The organism is Streptomyces sp. Xyl84, from assembly GCF_059731885.1.
The window spans coordinates 4065414-4088019 of sequence record NZ_AP029182.1; the positions used below are offsets into that span (position 1 = coordinate 4065414).

The 22606-nt window shown below is 74.0% G+C and carries 19 protein-coding genes; 17 read left to right on the top strand and 2 right to left on the bottom strand.

Annotated features, from left to right (window positions below):
* Positions 1-42: 42 nt before the first annotated feature.
* The 3 genes from AC6I72_RS17720 (at position 43) to AC6I72_RS17730 (ending at position 2489) form a co-directional block, all read left to right on the top strand.
* Positions 43-1035: a TolB-like translocation protein gene (locus AC6I72_RS17720; protein ID WP_498001853.1), complete on the top strand. Its 993-nt coding sequence runs from the start codon at positions 43-45 to the stop codon at positions 1033-1035.
* Between the two features lie 101 nt (positions 1036-1136).
* Positions 1137-1388 (top strand): hypothetical protein, encoded by a 252-nt coding sequence (locus AC6I72_RS17725; RefSeq protein WP_498001854.1) that lies wholly within the window; start codon positions 1137-1139, stop codon positions 1386-1388.
* A gap of 39 nt (positions 1389-1427) precedes the next feature.
* Positions 1428-2489, top strand: a complete 1062-nt coding sequence (locus AC6I72_RS17730) for a M48 family metallopeptidase (RefSeq protein ID WP_498001855.1) — start codon at positions 1428-1430, stop codon at positions 2487-2489.
* A 221-nt stretch (positions 2490-2710) separates the two neighbouring features.
* Here AC6I72_RS17730 and serC read toward each other — a convergent pair whose 3' ends face one another.
* A complete protein-coding gene (gene serC / locus AC6I72_RS17735) occupies positions 2711-3829 on the bottom strand; it encodes a phosphoserine transaminase (protein ID WP_498001856.1) in 1119 nt (372 codons plus the stop codon).
* 156 nt (positions 3830-3985) lie between these two features.
* Here serC and AC6I72_RS17740 point away from each other — a divergent pair, with 156 nt between their 5' ends.
* From AC6I72_RS17740 to AC6I72_RS17790, 11 genes are all read left to right on the top strand, one after another.
* A complete protein-coding gene (locus AC6I72_RS17740; protein WP_498001857.1) occupies positions 3986-6871 on the top strand; it encodes an FAD-binding and (Fe-S)-binding domain-containing protein in 2886 nt (961 codons plus the stop codon).
* A 150-nt stretch (positions 6872-7021) separates the two neighbouring features.
* Positions 7022-7846, top strand: coding sequence for a metallophosphoesterase family protein (locus tag AC6I72_RS17745; RefSeq protein ID WP_498001859.1), 825 nt, complete (start codon positions 7022-7024; stop codon positions 7844-7846).
* A 128-nt stretch (positions 7847-7974) separates the two neighbouring features.
* Positions 7975-8961, top strand: coding sequence for an EamA family transporter (locus AC6I72_RS17750; protein WP_498001861.1), 987 nt, complete (start codon positions 7975-7977; stop codon positions 8959-8961).
* A gap of 143 nt (positions 8962-9104) precedes the next feature.
* Complete coding sequence (locus AC6I72_RS17755) at positions 9105-9944, top strand: TIGR03084 family metal-binding protein (RefSeq protein WP_498001863.1); 840 nt, start codon at positions 9105-9107, stop codon at positions 9942-9944.
* Positions 9941-11683: an acyclic terpene utilization AtuA family protein gene (locus AC6I72_RS17760; protein WP_498001865.1), complete on the top strand. Its 1743-nt coding sequence runs from the start codon at positions 9941-9943 to the stop codon at positions 11681-11683. Before AC6I72_RS17755 ends, AC6I72_RS17760 begins: the two co-directional genes overlap by 4 nt.
* Positions 11680-13278 carry an acyl-CoA carboxylase subunit beta gene (locus AC6I72_RS17765; protein ID WP_498001867.1) on the top strand — a complete coding sequence of 533 codons (1599 nt, stop codon included), beginning with the start codon at positions 11680-11682 and terminating at the stop codon, positions 13276-13278. The genes AC6I72_RS17760 and AC6I72_RS17765 overlap by 4 nt, the downstream gene beginning before the upstream one ends.
* Before the next feature lie 15 nt (positions 13279-13293).
* Positions 13294-15198 (top strand): acetyl/propionyl/methylcrotonyl-CoA carboxylase subunit alpha, encoded by a 1905-nt coding sequence (locus tag AC6I72_RS17770; RefSeq protein ID WP_498001869.1) that lies wholly within the window; start codon positions 13294-13296, stop codon positions 15196-15198.
* Positions 15195-16358, top strand: a complete 1164-nt coding sequence (locus AC6I72_RS17775; RefSeq protein ID WP_498001871.1) for an acyl-CoA dehydrogenase family protein — start codon at positions 15195-15197, stop codon at positions 16356-16358. Before AC6I72_RS17770 ends, AC6I72_RS17775 begins: the two co-directional genes overlap by 4 nt.
* 48 nt (positions 16359-16406) lie before the next feature.
* Entirely contained in the window at positions 16407-17975 is a 1569-nt protein-coding gene (locus AC6I72_RS17780) for a 4-coumarate--CoA ligase family protein (protein WP_498001873.1), read from the top strand.
* Positions 17972-18721 carry an enoyl-CoA hydratase family protein gene (locus tag AC6I72_RS17785; RefSeq protein ID WP_498001875.1) on the top strand — a complete coding sequence of 250 codons (750 nt, stop codon included), beginning with the start codon at positions 17972-17974 and terminating at the stop codon, positions 18719-18721. The genes AC6I72_RS17780 and AC6I72_RS17785 overlap by 4 nt, the downstream gene beginning before the upstream one ends.
* A 19-nt stretch (positions 18722-18740) precedes the next feature.
* Positions 18741-19340 carry a TetR/AcrR family transcriptional regulator gene (locus AC6I72_RS17790; protein ID WP_498001877.1) on the top strand — a complete coding sequence of 200 codons (600 nt, stop codon included), beginning with the start codon at positions 18741-18743 and terminating at the stop codon, positions 19338-19340.
* 114 nt (positions 19341-19454) lie between these two features.
* On the opposite strand, the gene AC6I72_RS17795 is transcribed toward AC6I72_RS17790, so the two are convergent.
* Positions 19455-20555, bottom strand: coding sequence for a citrate synthase 2 (locus tag AC6I72_RS17795; protein WP_498001879.1), 1101 nt, complete (start codon positions 20553-20555; stop codon positions 19455-19457).
* Between the two features lie 287 nt (positions 20556-20842).
* Here AC6I72_RS17795 and pdxH point away from each other — a divergent pair, with 287 nt between their 5' ends.
* The 3 genes from pdxH (at position 20843) to AC6I72_RS17810 (ending at position 22600) form a co-directional block, all read left to right on the top strand.
* A complete protein-coding gene (gene pdxH, locus AC6I72_RS17800; RefSeq protein ID WP_498001880.1) occupies positions 20843-21520 on the top strand; it encodes a pyridoxamine 5'-phosphate oxidase in 678 nt (225 codons plus the stop codon).
* 126 nt (positions 21521-21646) lie between these two features.
* On the top strand, positions 21647-22402 hold the full coding sequence (locus tag AC6I72_RS17805) for an SIS domain-containing protein (RefSeq protein ID WP_498001881.1): 756 nt from the start codon (positions 21647-21649) through the stop codon (positions 22400-22402).
* A gap of 36 nt (positions 22403-22438) precedes the next feature.
* Positions 22439-22600, top strand: a complete 162-nt coding sequence (locus AC6I72_RS17810) for a hypothetical protein (protein WP_498001882.1) — start codon at positions 22439-22441, stop codon at positions 22598-22600.
* Positions 22601-22606 lie beyond the last annotated feature (6 nt).

The following is a 22606-nucleotide window of genomic DNA, read 5'->3' on the forward strand; positions in this document are numbered from 1 at the left end:
CCACCTGACGTGAACGGCCCCGGGGGATGGCAGGCTTGGGGCATGCGCCGACCGTCCGCCCTGCTCGCCGGGGCCCTGCTCGTGGGCGCGTTCGCCGTGCCCGCCGCCGCCCCGCCCGCCTCCGCCGCCGACGGGGACGGCGGGTTCACGATCAAGGACCCGAGGATCAAGGAGTCCAGCGGCCTGGCCGCCTCGCACCTGCACCCCGGCGTCTACTGGACGCACAACGACAGCGACGACGGCCCGTACATCTACGCGGTGGACAGCCGCACCGGCAGGACCGTCGCCACCGTCACCCTCCAGGGCATCGGCCGTCCCCGCGACGTCGAGGCGATCTCCATAGGCCCGGGCAACGAGATCTACGTCGGTGACATCGGCGACAACCTCGACGGCACCTGGCCGCACGTGTGGATCTACAAGCTGCCCGAGCCGAAGGTGCTCAAGGACCAGACGGTCCGGGCCACGCAGTACGTGGTGAAGTACGCGGACGGCGCCCGCAACGCCGAGTCGCTGGTCGTGCACCCGAAGACGGGGCGCGTGTACATCATCGACAAGAAGGAGGACGGCGGCCACCTGTTCGAGGGCCCGGCCCACCTGTCCGCCTCGGGGACCAACGTCTTCAGGCCCGTCACCCCCGTGGACCTGTGGGCCACCGACGCCGCGTTCTCCCCCGACGGCACCCGGCTCGCCGTCCGGGGCTACTTCGGCGGCATCTACTACGACTGGAACGGCGGCAGGATCAAGCGCCTCGGCCGCCTCGACGTACCGCTGCAGCGCCAGGGCGAGTCGGTCACGTACAGCGCCGACGGCACCAAGCTCCTGTACGGCAGCGAGGGCGCCGACAGCCCCGTACAGGCCGAGGACGCGCCCGACGCAGGGGGATCCTCCGCCAAGTCCCCCTCGCAGAAGGGTGGTTCCACCGCTCCGGGGGGAAGCGGCGGAACGTCGGGGAAAGTGACGACGGGTGCGGTGGCGGTCCTCGTGGCGGTCTTGCTGGTGTTCGGTCTGGGGCGGCTGCGGCGGCGCAGGTCCTGAACCGCGCGGCTTTACCCGGACGGGTCCGCGTGATCAGATTCTCCTGCCATGTCCGGACGGCCCTTGGGGAGGGGCCGCGGGGAGGGGAGAGCGGGACTTTCATGCCTGCCGCCGTGGGGGGAACGACCCAGCCGTGCCCGGAATGCGGGGCACAGATCCATGCGGACGACCGGTTCACCGTCTGGTGCGCCGCGTGCGACTGGAACGTCGACCCGAAGGGGCACCAGCAGGAGCGGGAGAAGGAGGAGGAGCGCGGGAGGCAGGGCAAGCGGGCCGGGCAGGACAGGCTGGAGGAGGCCCGGCGCGCGCTGGCCCGGCGGTACGGGGAGAGGCTCCACGCCGAGATGGCGTAAGAAGGCGCCGGACCGCGCGCGCGGTGGGACGGCGCCACGATGCTCGGGTACGCCATCGCCCTCGCCGTGCACGGCGTCACCGCGGCGCTGCTGGCGGCAGGCGTCTTCTGCCTCGTGTGGGGCTGGGGCGGCGGCCTCGTGCTGCTGGGCGCGGTGCTGCTGGCGATGGCCGTCGCGCTGCGGCCGCGGCTGCCCGGACCGTCCGACGACGGGACCGTGCTGCACCGTGCCGACGCGCCGGAGCTGTACGCGCTGGTCGACGAGGTCGCCCGGGTCGTCGGCACCCGCGGGGTGGACAGGATCACGGTCGGCAAGGAGATCAACGCGAGCGTCGTGTCCCAGGGGGTGCGCGGCCGCCGGGTCCTCTCCCTCGGCCTGCCCCTGTGGGAGGTGCTGTCCCCGCAGCAGCGCGTCGCCCTGCTCGGCCACGAGCTGGGCCACTACGGCAACGGCGACACACGGCGCGGCGTGGTGGTGGCCACGGCCCTGCGGTCACTGACCGTGTGGCGCTACTACTTCACGCCGATCGCGCGGCCGACCGCCGGCGAGATGGTCGTGAACGCGGTCTACGCCGTGCCCCTCCTGCTCGTCCAGGGCGTGCTGTCCCTCCTCGACCACCTGACGCTGCGGGCGACCCAGCGCGGCGAGTACCTGGCCGACCGGGAGGCCGCCCGGGCCGGCTCCACCGAGGCCGCGGCGGCCCTCACGGACCAACTCCTGACAGCGGAGTCCATCGACGTCTTCCTGCGGCGCGAGATCAGCAGCGCGGCGCTGACCGGGGCGCGTTCGGCCCGCAGGACCGCGGTGGCCTCCGCGGACACCCAGGACGCCGGGGGCGGCCTGTGGGCGCGGCTGGCCGCGCACATCGCCTCCGTCCCCGAGTACGAGTACGAGCGTCAGCGGCGTGCGGGGGCCCGGCGCGGCCACAGCGTCGACGCCACCCACCCGCCGACCCACCTCAGACGCGCCTGCCTGCTCGCGGCGCCGCCGTCGCAGGCGGCCGTCCTCCTGGACGACGACCGCTCGGGGCGGATCACCGCCGAACTCGCCGGGGCGCGCGCGGAGGTGGCCCGCAGGATCGTCCGCGACGGCATGGGATGAGGACGCGGACGCTCCGTTCAGCCCGTACGCCGGTGCGGCCGGCGGTGGTGCGGCCCGGGACGTCCAGCAGGTGACCGCCCGGGTCCGCCGCGGCATCAGGTTCTGGGGACGGCGGTCTGCGCGGCACGTCGGGCCCTGACGGTGGCGTACGCGCGAAAGGGCGCCCGGCGGAGACGGTGGCGTACTCCGCGGGGCGCCCTTCACCGGCGCGGGCCGGACGGCTACAGCTTCTCGATCACGTAGTCGACGCACTTCGTCAGCGCCTCGACGTCCGCCGGGTCGACCGCCGGGAACATCGCGATGCGCAGCTGGTTGCGGCCGAGCTTGCGGTACGGCTCGGTGTCGACGACGCCGTTGGCGCGCAGGGCCTTGGCGACGGCGGCGGCGTCGATCTCGTCGGCGAAGTCGATCGTGCCGATGACCTGCGAGCGCTTGGCCGGGTCGGTGACGAACGGCGTGGCGTACTTGGACTCCTCCGCCCAGCTGTACAGCCGCGTCGAGGAGTCCTTCGTGCGCGCCGTCGACCAGGCCAGACCGCCCTGGCCGTTGATCCACTCCAACTGCTCGTTCAGAAGGAAGAGGGTGGCCAGCGCCGGGGTGTTGTACGTCTGGTTCTTGCGGGAGTTGTCGATCGCCGTGGGCAGCGAGAAGAACTCCGGGACGTGGCGGCCGGAGGCGTGGACGCGCTCCGCGCGCTCGATCGCCGCCGGGGAGAACACGCCGATCCACAGGCCGCCGTCGGAGGCGAAGGACTTCTGCGGGGCGAAGTAGTAGACGTCGGTCTGCGAGACGTCGACCGGAAGGCCGCCGGCGCCGGACGTGGCGTCGACCAGGACGAGCGCACCCTCGTCGGCGCCCGCGACCCGCTCGATGGGCATGGCGACACCGGTGGAGGTCTCGTTGTGCGTGAAGGCGTAGACGTCGACGCCGGCCTCGGCGCGCGCCTCGGGGTGCGTGCCCGGGTCGGCGGAGACCAGGGTCGGCTCGGCCAGCCACGGCGCGAGCCGGGCGGCCTTGGCGAACTTCGAGCTGAACTCACCGAAGGTGAGGTGCTGCGACTTGTTCTCGATCAGACCGTGGGTCGCGATGTCCCAGAACGCGGTGGAGCCGCCGTTGCCGAGGACGACCTCGTACCCGTCGGGGAGCTGGAACAGCTCGCTGATGCCCTCGCGCACCTTGCCGACCAGGTTCTTGACGGGAGCCTGGCGGTGGGAGGTGCCCATGAGGGACGTACCGGTGGCGGCGAGGGCGTCCAGCGCCTCGGTGCGCACCTTGGAGGGGCCAGCGCCGAAACGTCCGTCGGCGGGCTTGATGTCAGCGGGGATCTGGATGTCGGCCACGAGTCGGAGGGTAGTCGCTGGGCGAAACGGGACGTAACCGTGTCCGTCCGATGAGACGAGATCGGCAAGTGGTGTGATGGTCGGTTCGTACGACGAGATCAGCGCCGCTGTGGACAACTCCCGGTGACGATCGGTGGCCGCATGCATTCTGGACCCATGACGGATCTCACGGCCCTCGAGGCGGAACTGCGGGGTGCCGTCCGGGGCGAGGTCGGCTTCGACGTCACCTCCCGGGCGCTGGTCACCATGGACGCCTCCAACTACCGCCGGGTCCCGCTGGGCGTGGTGGCCCCCCGGGACACCGACGACGTGGCGGCGGTGCTCCAGGTGTGCCGGGAGCGAGGCGTCCCCGTCGTGCCGCGCGGCGGCGGCACGTCCATCGCGGGGCAGGCGACCGGGACGGGAGTGGTCCTGGACTTCACCCGCCACATGAACCGGCTGCTGTCCCTCGACCCGCAGGCACGCACCGCCGTGGTCCAGCCCGGACTGGTGCTCGACCGGCTCCAGGAAGCCGCCGCCCCGCACGGACTGCGCTTCGGACCGGACCCCTCCACCCACAGCAGGTGCACGCTCGGCGGAATGATCGGCAACAACGCGTGCGGCTCCCACTCGGTGGCGTGGGGCACCACCGCGGACAACGTGCGGGAGCTGTCCGTCCTCACCGCACGCGGGCAGCGACTGCGGCCCGGACCGCGGTGGGCCGGTGCACCGGAAGGGCTGCGGGACCTGGCCGCAACCGAACTGGCCCGGCTGCGCACCGGCTTCCCCGACCTGCCCCGCCGCATCTCCGGATACGCGCTGGACGCCCTGCTGCCCGAGCGCGGCGCCGACGTCGCCCGCTCCTTCTGCGGCTCCGAGGGCACCCTCGGCATCCTCACCGAGGCGGTCGTGCGGCTGGTCGAGGCACCCCGCGCCCGAGCACTCGCCGTACTCGGGTACGCCGACGAGAGCGCCGCCGCCCAGGCGGCCGCCGGCCTGCTGCCGCACCGGCCGCTCACGGTGGAGGGCATGGCACGCGACCTCGTGCCCGCCGCGACCACCACCCACCTCCCCCGGGGCGACGCCTGGCTGTTCGTGGAGACCGGCGGCGACACACAGACACAGGCACGCGCGCGTGCCGAGACGATCGCGGGCGCGGCCGACGCCGTGGACACGCTGGTCCTCACCGACCCGGCCGCACAGCGCGCGCTGTGGCGCATCCGGGAGGACGCCGCCGGCACGGCCACCCGGATGCCGGACGGCACCGAGGCCTGGCCGGGCTGGGAGGACTGTGCCGTGCCGCCGGCCCGCCTCGGCGACTACCTCCGGGACTTCCGCACCCTGCTGGCCGCCCACGGGCTGCGCGGCACCCCCTACGGGCACTTCGGGGACGGCTGCATCCACGCCCGCATCGACTTCGACCTGCTGAGCACGGCCGGCGTCAGCCGCTTCCGCCGCTTCTCCGAGGAACTGGCCCACCTCGTCGTGGCCCACGGAGGCTCCCTGTCCGGGGAACACGGCGACGGACAGGCCCGCGCCGAACTGCTGCCGAAGATGTACGGCCCGCAGACCGTCGCCCTGTTCGAACGGGCCAAAGCCGTCTGGGACCCGGACGGCCTGCTCAACCCGGGGATCCTCGTCCGTCCGGCCCCGCTCGACACGAACCTCCGGTTCGCCGTGCTGCCGCGTGAACCCGTGGACGTCGCCTTCGGCTACCCGGCCGACGGCGGCGACTTCGCCGCCGCGGTCCGCAGGTGCGTCGGCGTCGCCGCATGCCGTACGACCCACGCGTCCGGCCCCGCCGTGATGTGCCCCTCGTTCCGGGCGACCGGCGCGGAGGAACATTCCACCCGCGGCCGCGCCCGGCTGCTGCACGAGATGCTCGCCGGCGAGCTGGTCACCGACGGCTGGCGGTCCACCGAGGTACGGGACGCGCTCGACCTGTGCCTGTCCTGCAAGGGCTGCCGCTCCGACTGCCCCGTCGGCGTCGACATGGCCACCTACAAGGCGGAGTTCCTGCACCACCACTACGCCGGCCGGCGCCGCCCCGCCGCCCACTACTCCCTGGGCCTGCTCCCGCTCTGGCTGCGTTGGGCGGCGGCCACCCGCACGGCACCCGCCCTCAACGCGCTCGCCGCCGTGGGCCCGCTCGCCGCCGTGGCGAAACGGCTCGCCGGGATCACACGCCGGCGGCCGATCCCGCGCCTGGCGGCGGAGCCGTTCACCCGCTGGTGGCGCAGACGCCGGCAGCCCGCCGGGGACGGCGGCGAACTGGTCGTCCTGTGGCCCGACACCTTCACCGAACACCTCTCGCCCACCGTGGGCAAGGCAGCCGTACGGGTGCTGGAGGCGGCCGGACTGCGGGTGGCACTGCCGCCGACCCTGCGGCTGCGCAGGCCCCCGGTCGGCGACGGAAGGTCGGTGACGGTGAACCCCGTCGCCGTCCTCCGCGGCCGGGGCCGGGTCTGCTGCGGCCTGACCTACGTCTCCACGGGCCAGCTGGAGCGCGCCCGCGCCGTGCTGCGCCGCACCCTCGACCTGATGGATCCCGTCCTGGAGACGGACGCCCCGGTCGTCGTCCTCGAACCGAGCTGCGCCGCCGCCCTCCGCACCGACCTGCCCGAACTGCTCCCCGACGACCCGCGCGCCCACCGCCTGGCCGGCCGCGTCCTGACCTTCGCCGAGGCACTGGAGCGGCACGCCCCCGGCTGGCGGCCACCCCGACTGGACCGTCCGGTGGCAGGTCAGACCCACTGCCACCAGCACGCCGTCCTCGGCGACGCCCCCGACCGCCGGCTGCGTACGGCGGCCGGCCTGACCGGCGACCTGGCGGGCGGCTGCTGCGGCCTGGCCGGCAACTTCGGCTTCGAGAAGGGCCACTTCGAGGTGTCCGCGGCCTGCGCCGAGGAACAGCTCCTGCCCTCGGTACGCACCGCCCCGGCCGGCACGGTGGTCCTGGCGGACGGCTACTCCTGCCGCACCCAGCTGGACCAACTGGCGGGGACCCGCGCCCGCCACCTGGCAGAAGTCCTGGCGGAGGCGTTGGGGGAGGGGGCGGGATAGGGGAGGGGAGATGGAGGGGGTGGGAGGGCGAGGGGGGGAGGGGGAGGGGCCCCGGAGAGCGGGAGGTGAAGCTGGGAAGCGGACCGGATGCCGGTACGCGCGCGGCGAACACCCCGTCCTCGCCGTCGGGTCCGCGCCCACGATGGGCCCATGCAGCCCACCCAGCCCGCCCAGTCCATGCAGCACGTGCAGTCCATGCAACTGAACCGTGTAGCCGTCCTCTCCGACATCCATGGCGTCCTCCCCGCGCTGGAGGCCGTGCTCGCCGAACCGGAGGTGGCCGCCGCCGACCGCATCGTGCTCACCGGTGACATCACGGCGGGCCCGCAGCCCGCCGAGGTGCTCGACCTGTTGCGTGCCCAGGGCGAGAGGGTGCTGTGGGTGGCGGGCAACGCGGACCGGGAACTGGTCGAGTTCCGGCGGGGGCGGCGGACGGAGATCCCCGACCCGATCGGCCCCTTCGCGGCCGGTGCGCTCCGCGCCGAGCAGGTCGACTTCCTCGCCGGTCTGCCGACGACGCTGACGCTCACCGTGAACGGGCTGGGCCAGGTGCTCTTCTGCCACGCCACACCGCGCGACGACGAGGAGATCGTCCTGGTCGACTCCGGCCCCGCGCGGTGGGCGGAGGTCTTCACCGGCCTGGCCGACGACATCCGCACGGTGGTCTGCGGTCACACCCACATGCCGTACCTGCGCCTCGCGCACGGCCGCCTGGTCGTCAATCCCGGCAGCGTCGGCATGCCCTACGGCCGCCCCGGTGCCCACTGGTGCCTGCTCGGCCCGGGCGTCGATCTGCGGGTCACGCCGTTCGACACCGAGGCGGCGGCCGCCCGGCTGGTCGCGGAGTGCGCCTACGAGGACATCGCCGCCTGGGCCGACTACTTCCTGCACGCCCGGGCGACCGACACGGAGGTGCTGGAGCTGTTCCACGGCCGGATTCCTCCGGAAATGACAGGGACGGGGGCGGGGGCGTAAGTTCCGATAGAGGTTCACACCCCTGACCTGGTCCACTACCGTGGACGTAGCAGTACACCGAGATGAACGAATCCCCGGTCTCGCCCCGAGCGCCCGGGCCCACCCTTGCACCAGCCCCAGGACCGCCCGTGAGCACCCCCGACGCCGCACCCACGACCTCGTCCCCGCCGTCCTCGTCGCCGCCGTCGACCGCGGCGTCCCCGGCGCCGTCGGCCTCGCCCGGCGCTCCCGGCGGTCCGGGCCGCCTCGGCTCGTTCGGTCCCGTGGGTCTGGTGCTCGGCGGATGCATCTCCGTGCAGTTCGGCGGCGCGCTGGCCGTGACACTGATGCCGAGGGCGGGCGCGCTCGGAGTGGTGAGCCTGCGGCTGCTGGTGGCTGCGATCGTGCTGCTGGTGGTGTGCCGGCCCCGGCTGCGCGGCCACTCGCGCGCCGACTGGGGCACGGTCGTCGCCTTCGGCGTCGCCATGGCCGCGATGAACGGCCTCTTCTACCAGGCCGTCGACCGCATCCCCCTCGGTCCCGCCGTCACCCTCGAAGTCCTCGGTCCGCTCGCCCTGTCCGTCGTGGTCTCACGCCGGGCGGTCAACGCCGTCTGGGCGGGCCTCGCCCTGGTCGGTGTCTTCCTCCTCGGCGGAGGGGGCTTCGGCGGTCTCGACGCGGCCGGGGCCGCGTTCGCGCTGGGCGCGGGTGCGATGTGGGCGGCGTACATCGTCTTCAGCGCCCGTACCGGCCGGCGCTTCCCACAGGCCGACGGGCTGGCCCTGGCGATGGCGGTGGGCGCGGTCCTGTTCCTGCCGCTGGGGATCGCCGAGTCGGGTACGAAGCTGGCCGACCCGACGACCTTCGGGCTGGGCGCGGCGGTGGCCGTGCTGTCCTCCGTCCTGCCCTACACCCTCGAACTGCTCGCCCTGCGCCGCCTGCCCGCCTCCACCTTCGCGGTTCTCATGAGCCTGGAACCGGCCATCGCCGTCCTGGCCGGTTTCCTCGTCCTGAGCCAGTCCCTCGCCCCGCTGGAGATCGTCGCGATCGCCCTGGTCATCGCGGCGAGCATGGGCGCGGTACGGACGCAGGTGGGGCGGGGCAAGGCTTCCGTGCCGCCCCGGGTGGACGCCTGACCGTGCGGCCGGACCGCCTTGCGGTGTGAAGGGGCCGGAGGGCACGTCACGTGACTCCGGCCCCTTCGTCCGCCGCCTGGCAGTGGGAAAAAATCATGCAAGCATGCTTGATTGTTTTTTGGGGCGCTGCCATGCTCCCACCCATGCCCGAACCGACACCCGCGTCCGCCGGGTCCCCCGTGCCCGCAGCGTCCGACGTGTTCGACGATCTGCGTGCGGAGAGCGAAGAACTCGACCGGCTGGTCGCCGGGCTGGCCGCCGAGGGGTGGCGTCGGGCGACGCCCGCGCCGGGGTGGAGCATCGCGCACCAGATCGCGCACCTCGCCTGGACCGACCGTTGCGCGCTGCTGGCCCTCACCGACGCGGACCGCTTCCGGGAGCTGGTGGAGGAGGCGCTCGCCGCACCCGGCGCGTTCGTCGACGAAGGGGCGGAGGAAGCGGCCGGTCTGCCGCCCGCCGAGTTGCTGGTCCGGTGGCGGGAGGGCCGGGTACGCCTCGACGCGGTGCTGCGAGCGGCGCCGCCGGGCGCGCGTTTCCCCTGGTACGGGCCGCCCATGCCGGCTCCGTCGATGGCCACCGGGCGGCTGATGGAGACGTGGGCGCACGGGCAGGACGTGGCGGACACGTTGGGTGTGGTGCGCGCACCCACGGACCGGCTTCGGCATGTGGTGCGCATCGGGGTGCGGGCGCGGGACTTCGCGTTCGGGGTGCGGGGGCTGCCCGTGCCGGGGGAGGAGTTCCGGGTGGAGGTCGTGGGCCCCGCCGGGCAGGTGTGGGCGTACGGTCCGGAGGATGCCGCCCAGCGGGTCACCGGCCCGGCCCTCGACTTCTGCCTGCTGGTCACCCAGCGCGCCCACCGCGCCGACCTCGCCGTACGCGCCGAGGGGCCGGACGCCGACCAGTGGCTGGACATCGCCCAGGCGTTCGCCGGGCCCCCCGGCACGGGGCGCGCCCGGAAGACGGGGGAGGAGCCGCCCGCATGACGGCAGCCCCCCGCCCCGAGGGCGGCAACCGCGCGCCCGGCGGCACCCCCGCCCCCCTCCGCATCGGCAACGCCTCCGGTTTCTACGGTGACCGCTTCGACGCCCTGCACGAGATGCTCACCGGCGGTGAGCTGGACGTCGTCACCGGGGACTACCTCGCCGAGCTGACCATGCTGATCCTGGGGCGGGACCGGCTGAAGGACCCGGGCGCCGGGTACGCCCGCACCTTCCTGCGGCAACTGGAGGAGTGCCTGGGGCTCGCGCACGAGCGGGGCGTGCGGATCGTGGCCAACGCGGGCGGCCTGAACCCGGCCGGGCTCGCCGAGCGGGTGCGGGAGCTGGCCGGGCGGCTCGGTCTGCCGGTGCGGGTGGCGCACGTCGAGGGCGACGACCTCACCGCCCGCCGTCCCGGAAGCCTCGCCGCCCATGCCTACCTCGGCGGCTTCGGCATCGCCGAGTGTCTGCGGGCCGGTGCGGACGTCGTCGTCACCGGGCGGGTCACCGACGCGTCCCTGGTCGTCGGGCCGGCCGCCGCGCACTTCGGCTGGCGGCCCGGGGAGTACGACCGGCTCGCGGGTGCCGTGGTCGCCGGGCACGTGCTGGAGTGCGGTGCGCAGGCCACCGGCGGGAACTACGCGTTCTTCACCGATCACGCCCTCGAGCGGCTGAGGCGTCCCGGCTTCCCGCTCGCCGAGGTCCACGCCGACGGAGGCTGCGTCATCACCAAGCACCCCGGTACCGGCGGTGTGGTCGACGTCGGCACGGTGACCGCCCAGCTCCTCTACGAGACCGGCGGTGCCCGTTACGCCGGTCCCGACGTCACCGCGCGGCTGGACACCGTGTGCCTGAGCCAGGACGGGCCGGACCGGGTGCGGGTCGAGGGGGTGCGCGGGGAGGCGCCGCCGCCGACGCTCAAGGTGGGCCTCAACCGGCTGGGCGGCTTCCGCAACGAGGTCACCTTCGTCCTCACGGGACTCGACATCGAACGCAAGGCCGACCTCGTGCGGCGGCAGATGGACGACGCGCTCGGCGCCGCGGAGTCCCGGCCCGCCGAAGTGCGCTGGGACCTCGTGCGCACCGACCGTCCCGATGCCGGCACCGAGGAGACGGCGAGCGCTCTGCTCCGGCTCGTCGTACGCGATACGGACCCGCAGGCGGTGGGGCGGGCGTTCAGCGGGGCCGCCGTGGAGCTTGCGCTCGCCGGGTACCCCGGCTTCCATGTGCTCGCGCCGCCCGGCAAGGGCGCCCCGTACGGCGTCTTCGAGGCCGCGTACGTCCCCCAGGACACCGTGGAGCATGTGGCCGTCCTCCATGACGGCCGGCGTGTGCCCGTGCCGCCGGCCCAGGACACCTGTGCTCTGCGGGAGGTGCCCGAGCCGCCCCTGCCGGAGCCGCTCCCCGCGGGTCCGCTGCGGCGGGCGCCGCTCGGGCTGGTCGCCGGGGCCCGCAGCGGCGACAAGGGCGGGGACGCCAACGTCGGGGTGTGGGTGCGCACGGACGACGCCTGGCGGTGGCTCGCGCACGAGCTGACCGCCGACCGGTTCCGGGAGCTGATCCCCGAGGCCCGCCCGCTGCCCGTCACCCGGCACGTGCTGCCGCGTCTGCGCGCGCTGAACTTCACCGTCGAGGGGATCCTCGGCGAGGGCGTCGCCGCCCGGCAGCGCTTCGATCCGCAGGCCAAGGCGCTCGGGGAATGGCTGCGCTCCCGCCGTCTGGACATACCGGAGGTTCTGCTGTGACCGTCCTGACCTCCGCACTGGACACCTCGTCCGCCGACCACCGGGCCCACCGCGAGGCCATGCTCGCCAAGCTCGCCGACCTGGAGGCCGAGCACGCCAAGGCGCTCGCGGGCGGCGGCCCCAAGTACGTCGAGCGGCACCGGCGGCGCGGCAAGCTGCTCGCCCGCGAACGCGTCGAGCTGCTGCTCGACCCCGACACGCCCTTCCTGGAGCTGTCGCCGCTGGCCGCCTGGGGCAGCGAGTACGCCGTCGGCGGCTCGCTCGTCACCGGGATCGGGGTCGTCGAGGGGGTGGAGTGCCTGATCACCGCGAACGATCCCACCGTGCGCGGCGGGGCCAGCAATCCGTGGAGCCTGAAGAAGGCGCTGCGGGCCAACGACATCGCGCTCGCCAACCGGCTGCCCTGCATCAGCCTGGTCGAGTCGGGCGGTGCCGATCTGCCGTCCCAGAAGGAGATCTTCATCCCGGGGGGCGCCGTCTTCCGTGATCTGACCCGGCTTTCGGCGGCCGGTGTCCCCACCGTCGCCGTCGTCTTCGGCAACTCCACCGCCGGGGGCGCCTACATCCCCGGCATGTCCGACCACGTGATCATGGTCAAGGAGCGGGCCAAGGTGTTCCTCGGCGGGCCGCCGCTGGTGAAGATGGCCACCGGCGAGGAGAGCGACGACGAGTCGCTGGGCGGCGCGGAGATGCACGCGCGCGTGTCAGGTCTCGCCGACCACTTCGCCGTCGACGAGCGGGACGCGATCCGGCAGGCGCGCCGCGTCGTGGCCCGCCTCAACCACCGCAAGGCCCATCCCGATCCCCCCTTCGCCGAGCCGCCCGAATACGACAACGAGGATCTTCTGGGCATCGTTCCCGGCGATCTGAAGGCCCCCTTCGACCCGCGCGAGGTCATCGCCCGGATCGTCGACGCCTCCGACTTCGACGAGTTCAAGCCGCTGTACGGGACGAGCCTGGTCACCGGCTGGGCGGCCCTGCACGGCTATCCCGTGGGCATCCTCGCCAACGCGCGGGGCGTGCTGTTCAGCGAGGAGTCGCAGAAGGCCGCCCAGTTCATCCAGCTCGCCAACCAGCGCGACATCCCGCTGCTGTTCCTGCACAACACCACCGGCTACATGGTGGGCCGCGAGTACGAGCAGGGCGGCATCATCAAACACGGCGCCATGATGATCAACGCCGTCTCCAACTCCCGTGTCCCGCACCTGTCGGTGCTCATGGGGGCCTCCTACGGCGCCGGGCACTACGGCATGTGCGGGCGGGCCTACGACCCGCGCTTCCTGTTCGCCTGGCCCAGCGCCAAGTCCGCCGTCATGGGGCCGCAGCAGCTCGCCGGCGTGCTGTCGATCGTCGCGCGGCAGTCGGCGGCGGCCAAGGGGCAGCCCTACGACGACGAGGCGGACGCCGCGCTGCGGGCGATGGTCGAGCAGCAGATCGAGTCCGAGTCGCTGCCGATGTTCCTGTCCGGGCGGCTGTACGACGACGGCGTCATCGACCCGCGCGACACCCGCACCGTTCTCGGCCTGTGCCTGTCGGCCGTCCACACCGCCCCCTACGAGGGCGCGCGCGGTGGCTTCGGCGTCTTCCGGATGTGAGGTGTGAGGGACCCCGTGATCAAGAACCTGCTCGTCGCCAACCGGGGCGAGATCGCCTGCCGTGTCTTCCGCACCTGCCGCACGCTGGGCATCGGCACGGTCGCCGTGCACTCGGACGCCGACGCGGACGCGCTGCACGCGCGCGTGGCCGACGCCGCCGTACGCCTGCCGGGTGACACGCCCGCCGAGACGTACCTGCGCGGCGACCTGATCGTGAAGGCGGCCGTCGCGGCCGGCGCGGACGCCGTGCACCCCGGTTACGGCTTCCTGTCGGAGAACGCCGGCTTCGCCCGTGCCGTCCTGGACGCGGGCCTGGTGTGGGTCGGCCCGCCGCCCGGCGCCATCGAGGCCATGGCGTCCAAGACCCGCGCCAAGCGGCTCATGGGCATCGCGCCCCTGGAGCACGTCACCGCGGCCGACCTGCCCGTCCTGGTGAAGGCGGCGGCGGGCGGCGGCGGGCGCGGGATGCGGATCGTACGGCGCCTGGAGGACCTGGAGGCCGCACTGGCCGCAGCGCGCGCGGAGGCGGCGAGCGCGTTCGGCGACGGAGAGGTGTTCGTCGAGCCGTACCTGGAGAACGGCCGCCACGTCGAGGTGCAGGTGCTCGCCGACACCCAGGGCACCGTGTGGGCGCTCGGGACCCGGGACTGCTCGCTCCAGCGGCGCCACCAGAAGGTCGTCGAGGAGGCCCCCGCGCCCGGCCTCACGGACGGTCTCGCACGGGAGCTGGCCGAACTGGCGGTGCGGGCGGCGCGCGCCGTCGGCTACACCGGCGCCGGGACCGTGGAGTTCCTGGTGGCCGGCGGCCGGGCGCACTTCCTGGAGATGAACACCCGCCTCCAGGTGGAACACCCGGTGACCGAGGCGGTGTTCGGCATCGACCTGGTCGCCGAGCAGATCCGGGTCGCCGAGGGCCACGCGCTGGAGGGCGGTCCCCCGCGCGCGCGGGGGCACGCGATCGAGGCCCGCCTCTACGCCGAGGACCCGGCGCGCGACTGGGCCCCGCAGACCGGCACCCTGCACCGCCTGGCCGTCCCGGACGGCGTCCGTCTGGACACCGGTTACACCGACGGCGACACCATCGGTGTGCACTACGACCCGATGCTCGCCAAGGTCGTCGCCCACGCCCCCACGCGCGCGGAGGCCGTCCGCAAGCTCGCGGGCGCGCTGGAGCGGGCCGCCGTCCACGGCCCGGTCACCAACCGGGACCTGCTCGTCCGCTCCCTGCGGCACGAGGAGTTCACGCGGGGCCGGATGGACACCGGCTTCTACGGCCGACACCTCGCCGCGCTCACCGAGCCCGCCCGCGACCCCTGCGCACCGCTGGCCGCCGCGCTCGCCGACGCCTGCGGCCGCTCCCGGTTCGGCGGCTGGCGCAACGTTCCCTCGCAGCCGCAGGCCAAGCGGTACCTGATGGCGGGCGAGGAGCACGAGGCGCGCTACCGGCACACCCGCGCGGGGCTCGCCGCCGAGGACGAGGGGGTGCGGGTCGTGCACGCGGACGCGTGCCGGGTCGTCCTGGAGGTGGACGGTGTGCGGCGCACGTACGACGTCGCGCGGTACGGGGACCGGGTGCACGTGGGCGCCATCGCGCTGACCGCCCTGCCCCGCTTCCCCGACCCGGCCCTCCAGCGCGCCCCCGGATCCCTGCTCGCCCCCATGCCCGGAACCGTCGTCCGCCTCGCCGACGCGGTGGCCGAGGGAGCGGCGGTACGGGCCGGCCAGCCCCTGCTGTGGCTGGAGGCCATGAAGATGGAACACAAGATCACCGCGCCCGTCACCGGGACGCTCACGGCCCTGCACGCGACCGCCGGGCAGCAGGTCGAGCCCGGCATGCTGCTGGCGGTGGTGCGACCGGCCCGGGAGCACGGGGAGCAGCGCGAGCAACCACCGTCACCTCGCACCCGGGAGACCCCATGAGCCCCGTCGTCGAATCCGAGGAACACAAGGACCTCCGCGCGGCCGTCGCCGCACTGGGCCGGCGCTACGGCCGCGCCTACCTCACCCGCACCGTCGCCGAAGGCCGCCACCCCACGGAACTGTGGGCGGAGGCCGGCAAGCTCGGCTACCTCGGGGTCAACCTGCCGGAGGAGTACGGCGGCGGGGGCGGCGGCGTCGCCGAACTCTCCATCGTCCTGGAGGAGCTGGGCGCGGCCGGGGCGCCGCTGCTGATGCTCGTCGTCTCGCCCGCCATCTGCGGCACCGTCATCGCCCGCTTCGGCACCGAGGAGCAGAAGCGGACCTGGCTGCCGGGGCTCGCCGACGGCAGCCGCACGATGGCCTTCGGCATCACCGAGCCCGACGCCGGTTCCAACTCCCACCGCATCACCACCACCGCGCGCCGCGACGGCGGGGGAGACTGGCTGCTCACCGGCCGCAAGGTGTTCATCTCCGGGGTGGACATCGCGGACGCGGTGCTGATCGTCGGCCGTACCGAGGACGCCCGCACCGGACGCCTCAAGCCGTGCCTGTTCATCGTCCCGCCGGACGCCGAGGGCTTCCAGCGGCGCCCCATCGACATGGAACTGAACGCGGCCGAGAAGCAGTTCGAGCTGGTCCTGGAGGACGTACGGCTGCCCGCCGGCGCGCTCGTCGGCGACGAGGACGCAGGCCTGCTCCAGCTCTTCGCCGGACTGAACCCCGAACGCGTCATGACGGCCGCCTTCGCGATCGGCATGGGCCGCTACGCGCTGGAGCGGGCCCTGGAGTACGCGCGGGAGCGCTCCGTGTGGAGGACGCCCATCGGCGCCCACCAGGCCATCGCCCACCCGCTCGCCCAGGCCCACATCGACCTCGAACTGGCCCGTCTGATGATGCAGAAGGCGGCCCACCTGTACGACGCCGGGGACGACGCCGGGGCCGGTGAGGCCGCCAACATGGCCAAGTACGCGGCCGGGGAGGCCTGTGTGAAGGCCGTCGACCAGGCCGTGCACACCCTCGGCGGCAACGGCCTCACCCGCGAGTTCGGGCTCGCCTCCCTGATCACGGCCGCGCGCGTGGCCCGTATCGCCCCGGTCAGCCGGGAGATGATCCTCAACTACGTCTCCCACCAGAGCCTGGGTCTGCCCAAGTCGTACTGAGCCGCACCGATCCGCAGCGACCCCGCGCCGGCGGGGCGAGGAGGAACCGTGTTCCGTAGCGCGTACGCAGACGTCCCGGCCGTAGAACTGCCCATCCACGAGGCCGTGCTGGGGCACGCCGCCGACTTCGGCGACACGCCCGCGCTGATCGACGGCACGGACGGCACCACCCTCACCTACGCCCAGGTGGACCGCTTCCACCGGCACCTCGCCGCCGCGCTCGCCGGGGCGGGCGTGCGCAAGGGCGACGTCCTCGCCCTGCACAGCCCGAACACGATCGCCTACCCGGTCGCCTTCTACGCGGCCACCCGCGCGGGCGCGTCGGTCACCACCGTGCACCCGCTCGCCACACCCGAGGAGTTCGCCAGGCAGCTGCGGGACTCGGCGGCCCGCTGGATCGTCACCGTCTCGCCGCTGCTGGAGGCGGCCCGCCGGGCGGCCGCGCTGGCGGGCGGCGTACGGGAGATATTCGTCTGCGACAGCGCACCCGGGCACCGGTCCCTGCTCGACATGCTGGAGAGCACCGCACCCGAACCGGCCGTGGCCGTCGACCCGGCCGAGGACGTCGCCGTGCTGCCGTACTCCTCGGGCACGACCGGCACCCCCAAGGGCGTGATGCTCACCCACCGGCAGATCGCCACCAACCTCGCGCAGCTCGAACCGGCGATCACCGTCGGCCCCGGCGACCGCATCCTCGCCGTGCTGCCGTTCTTCCACATCTACGGGCTCACCGCCCTGATGAACGCGCCGCTGCGCAAGGGCGCCACGGTCGTCGTCCTGCCCCGCTTCGAACTCGACGCCTTCCTCGCCGCCGTGCAGAACCACCGCATCGGCATCCTGTACGCCGCCCCGCCGATCGTGCTCGCCCTCGCCAAGCACCCGGCGGTCGACCACTACGACCTGTCCTCGCTGCGCTACGTCATCAGCGCGGCGGCCCCCCTGGACGCGCGGCTGGCCGAGGCCTGCTCCCGGCGCCTGGGCCTGCCGCCCCTCGGGCAGGCCTACGGCATGACGGAACTGTCCCCGGGCACCCACGTCGTCCCGCCCGCCGCCCTGCACGAGGCACCCGCCGGCACCGTCGGCAGACTCATCGCCGGCACCGAGATGCGGATCGTCGCCCTGGAGGACCCCGGCCGGGACCTCGGCCCCGGCGAGCCCGGCGAGATCCTCATCCGCGGTCCGCAGGTCATGAAGGGCTACCTGGGGCGGCCGGACGCCACCACCGCCCTGATCGACGGCGACGGCTGGCTGCACACCGGGGACGTCGGCCAGGTCGACGACGACGGCTGGCTGTTCGTCGTCGACCGCGTCAAGGAACTCATCAAGTACAAGGGCTTCCAGGTGGCCCCCGCCGAACTGGAGGCCCTGCTGCTCACCCACCCGGGCATCGCCGACGCCGCCGTCGTCGGCGCCCGCGACGACGACGGCAACGAGATCCCGCACGCCCACGTGGTGCGCCAGGCGTCGGCCGCGGACCTCAGCGCCCAAGAGGTCATGACGTACGTCGCCGAGCGCGTCGCCCCCTACAAGCGCGTCCGCCGCGTCACCTTCACCGACACCGTGCCGCGGGCCGCCTCCGGCAAGATCCTGCGGCGACAGCTCAGGGACCGCCCATGACCACCCCCGCCGCCCCGCTGATCGGCCGCGGCCGCACCCGCGGGATCGAGACCCTCAGCCTCGACTCCCCGGGCACCCGCAACGCCCTGTCCGCGGCCCTCGTCGCCGCACTGGCCGCCGCGCTCACCGAGTGCGGCGAGGACCCCGGCGTCCGCGCCGTCGTCCTCACCCACACCGGCAACACCTTCAGCGCGGGCGCCGACCTGCGCGACCCGCCCCCTCCGGACGCGCTGACCGGCCTGCTGCGGCAGGTCGTCGCCCTGCCCAAGCCGGTCCTCGCCCGGGTCACCGGGCACGTCCGCGCGGGCGGCCTCGGGCTGCTCGCGGCCTGCGACATCGCCGTCGCCTCGCACCGGGCGACCTTCGCGTTCACGGAGGTGCGCATCGGGGTGGCGCCCGCCGTCATCTCCCTGCCGCTGCTGCCGCGCACCGACCCGCGCGCCCTGGCCCGCCACTACCTCACCGGCGAACGCTTCGACACGGCCGAGGCGGTGCGCACCGGTCTGCTCACCGCGACCGGGGACGACGCCGACGCCGTCCTCGAACCCATGCTCGACGGCCTGCGCCGGTCGGCCCCCGAAGCCCTGGCCGCGACGAAAGCGCTGCTCACGGCTAAGGTGCTGGAGACCTTCGACCGGGACGCGGCCGGCCTGACCGCGCTCTCGGCCCGGCTGTTCGCCTCCGCCCAGGCCAGGGAGGGGATGACGGCCTTCCTCGAACGACGGGATGCCGAATGGGTGCTGTGAGAGCGGCGGTGAGCACGCCATGGGCGTGACGGCGGCGGACCGCGCCCCCAAACAGGACCGCAGCCGGGCCACCCGGCAGCGTCTCCTGCAGGCGGCCGTCGCCTGCCTCGCGGAACGCGGCTGGGCGGGCTCCACGGTCTCCGTCGTCGCCGAGCGCGCCGGTGTCTCCCGCGGCGCGGCCCAGCACCACTTCCCCACCCGCGAGGACCTGTTCACCGCCGCCGTCGAGTACGTCGCCGAGGAACGCTCCACCGCCCTGCGCGCCCTCTTCCCCGAAGGCGCGCAGGGCGACCGGCGCGCCGTCGTGCGGGCCCTCGTCGACCTCTACACCGGCCCCCTCTTCCGCGCCGCCCTCCACCTGTGGGTCGCCGCCTCCAACGAGGACCAGCTCGGCGCGCGCGTCACCGAGCTGGAGGCCCGCGTCGGCCGCGAGACCCACCGCATCGCCGTGGACCTGCTCGGCGCCGACGAGAGCCGCCCCGGCACCCGCGAGACCGTGCAGGGCTTCCTCGACATGGCCCGCGGCCTGGGCCTGGCCAACCTGCTCACCGACGACGCGGCCCGCCGCGAGCGCGTGGTCGCCCAGTGGGCGGTCGTCCTCGACCGGGCACTGGGCTGAGGGCCGCGGACAAAGGGGGAGCCGGGCGCCCGTTCCGTCCGCGGCTGCGAGGACGACCGCCGCCACGCCGTGTCCCGGAAGCCCCGCCCGCCCCACGGCGCCGGGGCCAGGGCCTCAGTGCGCGATGGCGTCGTACCCCTCGACCTCGCGCGGGCTGCGAGGGCCGGGGCCGATGTAGCGGGCGGAGGGGCGCACCAGGCGGCCGGTCCGCTTCTGCTCCAGGATGTGCGCCGACCAGCCCGCCGTACGCGCGCAGGTGAACATCGACGTGAACATGTGCGCCGGCACCTCGGCGAAGTCCAGCATGATCGCCGCCCAGAACTCGACGTTCGTGGCCAGCACCCGGTCCGGACGGCGGTTGTGCAGCTCCTCCAGCGCGGCCTTCTCCAGCGCCTCGGCCACCTCGTAGCGGGGGGCGCCCAGTTCCCGGGCGGTGCGGCGCAGCACCCGCGCGCGCGGGTCCTCGGCCCGGTAGACCCGGTGGCCGAAGCCCATCAGCCGCTCGCCGCGGTCCAGGGTGCGCTTCACGTACCCGGCCGCGTCCCCGGTCCGCTCGATCTCCTCGATCATGCCGAGCACCCGGGAGGGGGCGCCGCCGTGCAGCGGGCCGGACATCGCGCCCACCGCGCCCGAGAGGGCGGCGGCCACGTCCGCGCCGGTGGAGGCGATGACGCGGGCGGTGAAGGTGGAGGCGTTCATGCCGTGCTCGGCGGCGGAGGACCAGTAGGCGTCCACGGCCGCCACGTGCCGCGGGTCGGGCTCGCCCCGCCAGCGGATCATGAAGCGCTCGGTGATGGAGTTCGCCTTGTCGATCTCGCTCTGCGGGACCATGGGCAGGCCCTGGCCGCGCGCCGACTGGGCGACGTAGGAGAGTGCCATGACGGCCGCTCGCGCGAGGTCCTCACGGGCCTGCCCGGCGTCGATGTCCAGCAGCGGTTTCAGGCCCCACACCGGCGCGAGCATGGCCAGCGCGGACTGGACGTCCACCCGGATGTCACCCGAGTGCACGGGGATGGGGAACGGCTCGGCGGGCGGCAGGCCGGGGTTGAAGGCGCCGTCGACGAGGAGCCCCCAGACGTTGCCGAAGGAGACGTGACCGACGAGGTCCTCGATGTCGACGCCCCGGTACCGCAGCGCGCCGCCCTCCTTGTCGGGTTCGGCGATCTCCGTCTCGAACGCGACGACTCCCTCGAGTCCGGGTACGAAGTCGGACATCAGGCGGCTCCTCGTGGTCTGTGCGACAGATGGTGCGACAAAGACGACGACCAGGTGTCGGAGGTCGGAAGTGGGGCGCCGTACGGATCCGCGGTCGCGTGGCGATGACTCGCGGTCCGGGGCGGTCATCCCTGTCATGCCCCGTGCGGTCCGCGGCCACCCCACCGGGTCGGCAACAGCACGATATCCCTGAGTGCCACCTTTGGGGAGAGAGTGCGGCACTGAGTGCCACGTCGTGACGAAGGACACTTCGCCGGTGCCGGTCACCCATACGGCAAGATGACCGCGTGACCGACCGAGAAGCCGGAGAAACCGCGCCGTTCGACCTCGCCGCCATGCGCAAGCACTACCGCGCCGAGGGACTGACAGAGGCCGACCTGGCCGACACGCCCGTGGCGCAGTTCGCCCGCTGGTTCCGGCAGGCCGCGGCCGAGGGACACCTCTTCGAGCCCAACGCCATGATCGTCTCCACGGCGGACGCCGACGGCCGCCCCAGCTCCCGCACGGTCCTGCTCAAGGGCTTCGACGAACAGGGCTTCGTCTTCTACACCAACTACGACTCCCGCAAGGCCCGCGACCTCGCCGAGAACCCGTACGTCTCCCTGCTGTTCCCCTGGCACCCCATGGCCCGGCAGGTCATCGTCCAGGGCGTCGCCCGCCGCACCGGGCGCGACGAGACCGCCGCCTACTTCCGCACCCGCCCGCACGGCTCCCAGCTCGGCGCCTGGGCCAGCGCCCAGTCCACGGTCATCGCCACCCGGGGCGTCCTCGACGCCTCCTGGGCCGAACTCGCCGCGCGCTACCCGGAGGGCGAGCAGGTCCCCGTCCCGCCCCACTGGGGCGGCTTCCGCGTCGCCCCGCGGTCCGTGGAGTTCTGGCAGGGCCGCGAGAACCGCCTCCACGACCGCCTGCGCTACGTCGCCGAGGCGGACGGCGGGTGGCGGGTGGAGCGGCTGAGTCCCTGAACGCAGGGGGCCGGCGGCCCCGCGACCGGCAGGGCGACGTGCCCGGCGATGCCGTATTGACACCGCTGTGGTTCAGACCTCACCGTGATCCGCGACACGCAGCCACCCCGAAGGGACGGACCTCGCATGAGCGACCGCACGCTGGCAGGCCAGTACTTCGACGCCGCCATCGGCCTCCTCCAGCGGGTCCGCGACGAAGAGGCCGACGCCGTCACGGCCGCCGGCACCCTGCTCGCCGACACGGTGGCCGACGGCGGGCGCCTGTTCGCCTTCGGCGCCGGCCACTCCTCCCTCGCCGCCCAGGACCTCGTCTACCGGGCCGGCGGTCTGGCCCTGGTGAACCTCCTGGCCGTCCCCGGCGCCGTCGGCGTCGACGTCGTGCCCGCCACCCTCGGCTCCGCGCTCGAACGCGTCGACGGCCTCGCCACCGCCGTCCTCGACACCTCCCCGCTGCGCGCGGGCGACGCCCTGGTGATCGTCTCCCTGTCCGGGCGCAACGCCCTCCCCGTCGAGATGGCCCTGCACGCGCGCGCGCTGGGTGTGCGCGTCATCGGCGTCACCTCGGTCGCCTACGCCACCAGGACCACCTCGCGGCACACCTCGGGAACCTTCCTGAAGGACCACTGCGACCTCGTCCTCGACTCCAAGATCGCCGTCGGCGACGCCGAACTCACCCTCGACACCGTCCCGGCGCCCTTCGCCCCCGCCTCCACCGTCGTCACCTCCGCGCTCCTGCAGGCGGTCGTCGCCACCGCCGCCGGCGTCCTCGCCGACCGCGGCGTCGAACCCCCGCTGCTGCGCTCCGGGAACGTCGACGGCGGCCACGAGTGGAACGGCCGGATCTTCGACCGGTACGCGGACCGGATCTTCTACCGGCGCTGACGGCGGCGCCCGACGCGAGGCGGTTGACCCGCGCGCGTGCCCGGCGCCCGGAGCGTGGAGACCGTCGTCCTGGCCGCCGGCGACGACGGCGTACGCTTCGCCGCCGCCCGCGGCTTCACCGAGACCGACCGGTACGTGCTGCCCGGCGAGACGGACGAGCGGGTCACCCTGCGGCTGACACCGGCGCCGGCGCCGTGACCGGCA

What these genes read in the sequence shown, in the direction of transcription:
- AC6I72_RS17790 (WP_498001877.1), top strand. Translation starts at nt 18,741, where the DNA reads ATGGGCGTGACGGCGGCGGACCGCGCCCCCAAACAGGACCGCAGCCGG.
- AC6I72_RS17775 (WP_498001871.1), top strand. Translation starts at nt 15,195, where the DNA reads ATGAGCCCCGTCGTCGAATCCGAGGAACACAAGGACCTCCGCGCGGCC.
- AC6I72_RS17795 (WP_498001879.1), bottom strand. Translation starts at nt 20,555, where the DNA reads ATGTCCGACTTCGTACCCGGACTCGAGGGAGTCGTCGCGTTCGAGACG.
- AC6I72_RS17725 (WP_498001854.1), top strand. Translation starts at nt 1,137, where the DNA reads ATGCCTGCCGCCGTGGGGGGAACGACCCAGCCGTGCCCGGAATGCGGG.
- AC6I72_RS17730 (WP_498001855.1), top strand. Translation starts at nt 1,428, where the DNA reads ATGCTCGGGTACGCCATCGCCCTCGCCGTGCACGGCGTCACCGCGGCG.
- AC6I72_RS17740 (WP_498001857.1), top strand. Translation starts at nt 3,986, where the DNA reads ATGACGGATCTCACGGCCCTCGAGGCGGAACTGCGGGGTGCCGTCCGG.
- AC6I72_RS17805 (WP_498001881.1), top strand. Translation starts at nt 21,647, where the DNA reads ATGAGCGACCGCACGCTGGCAGGCCAGTACTTCGACGCCGCCATCGGC.
- AC6I72_RS17755 (WP_498001863.1), top strand. Translation starts at nt 9,105, where the DNA reads ATGCCCGAACCGACACCCGCGTCCGCCGGGTCCCCCGTGCCCGCAGCG.
- AC6I72_RS17720 (WP_498001853.1), top strand. Translation starts at nt 43, where the DNA reads ATGCGCCGACCGTCCGCCCTGCTCGCCGGGGCCCTGCTCGTGGGCGCG.
- AC6I72_RS17760 (WP_498001865.1), top strand. Translation starts at nt 9,941, where the DNA reads ATGACGGCAGCCCCCCGCCCCGAGGGCGGCAACCGCGCGCCCGGCGGC.
- AC6I72_RS17745 (WP_498001859.1), top strand. Translation starts at nt 7,022, where the DNA reads ATGCAGCCCACCCAGCCCGCCCAGTCCATGCAGCACGTGCAGTCCATG.
- AC6I72_RS17785 (WP_498001875.1), top strand. Translation starts at nt 17,972, where the DNA reads ATGACCACCCCCGCCGCCCCGCTGATCGGCCGCGGCCGCACCCGCGGG.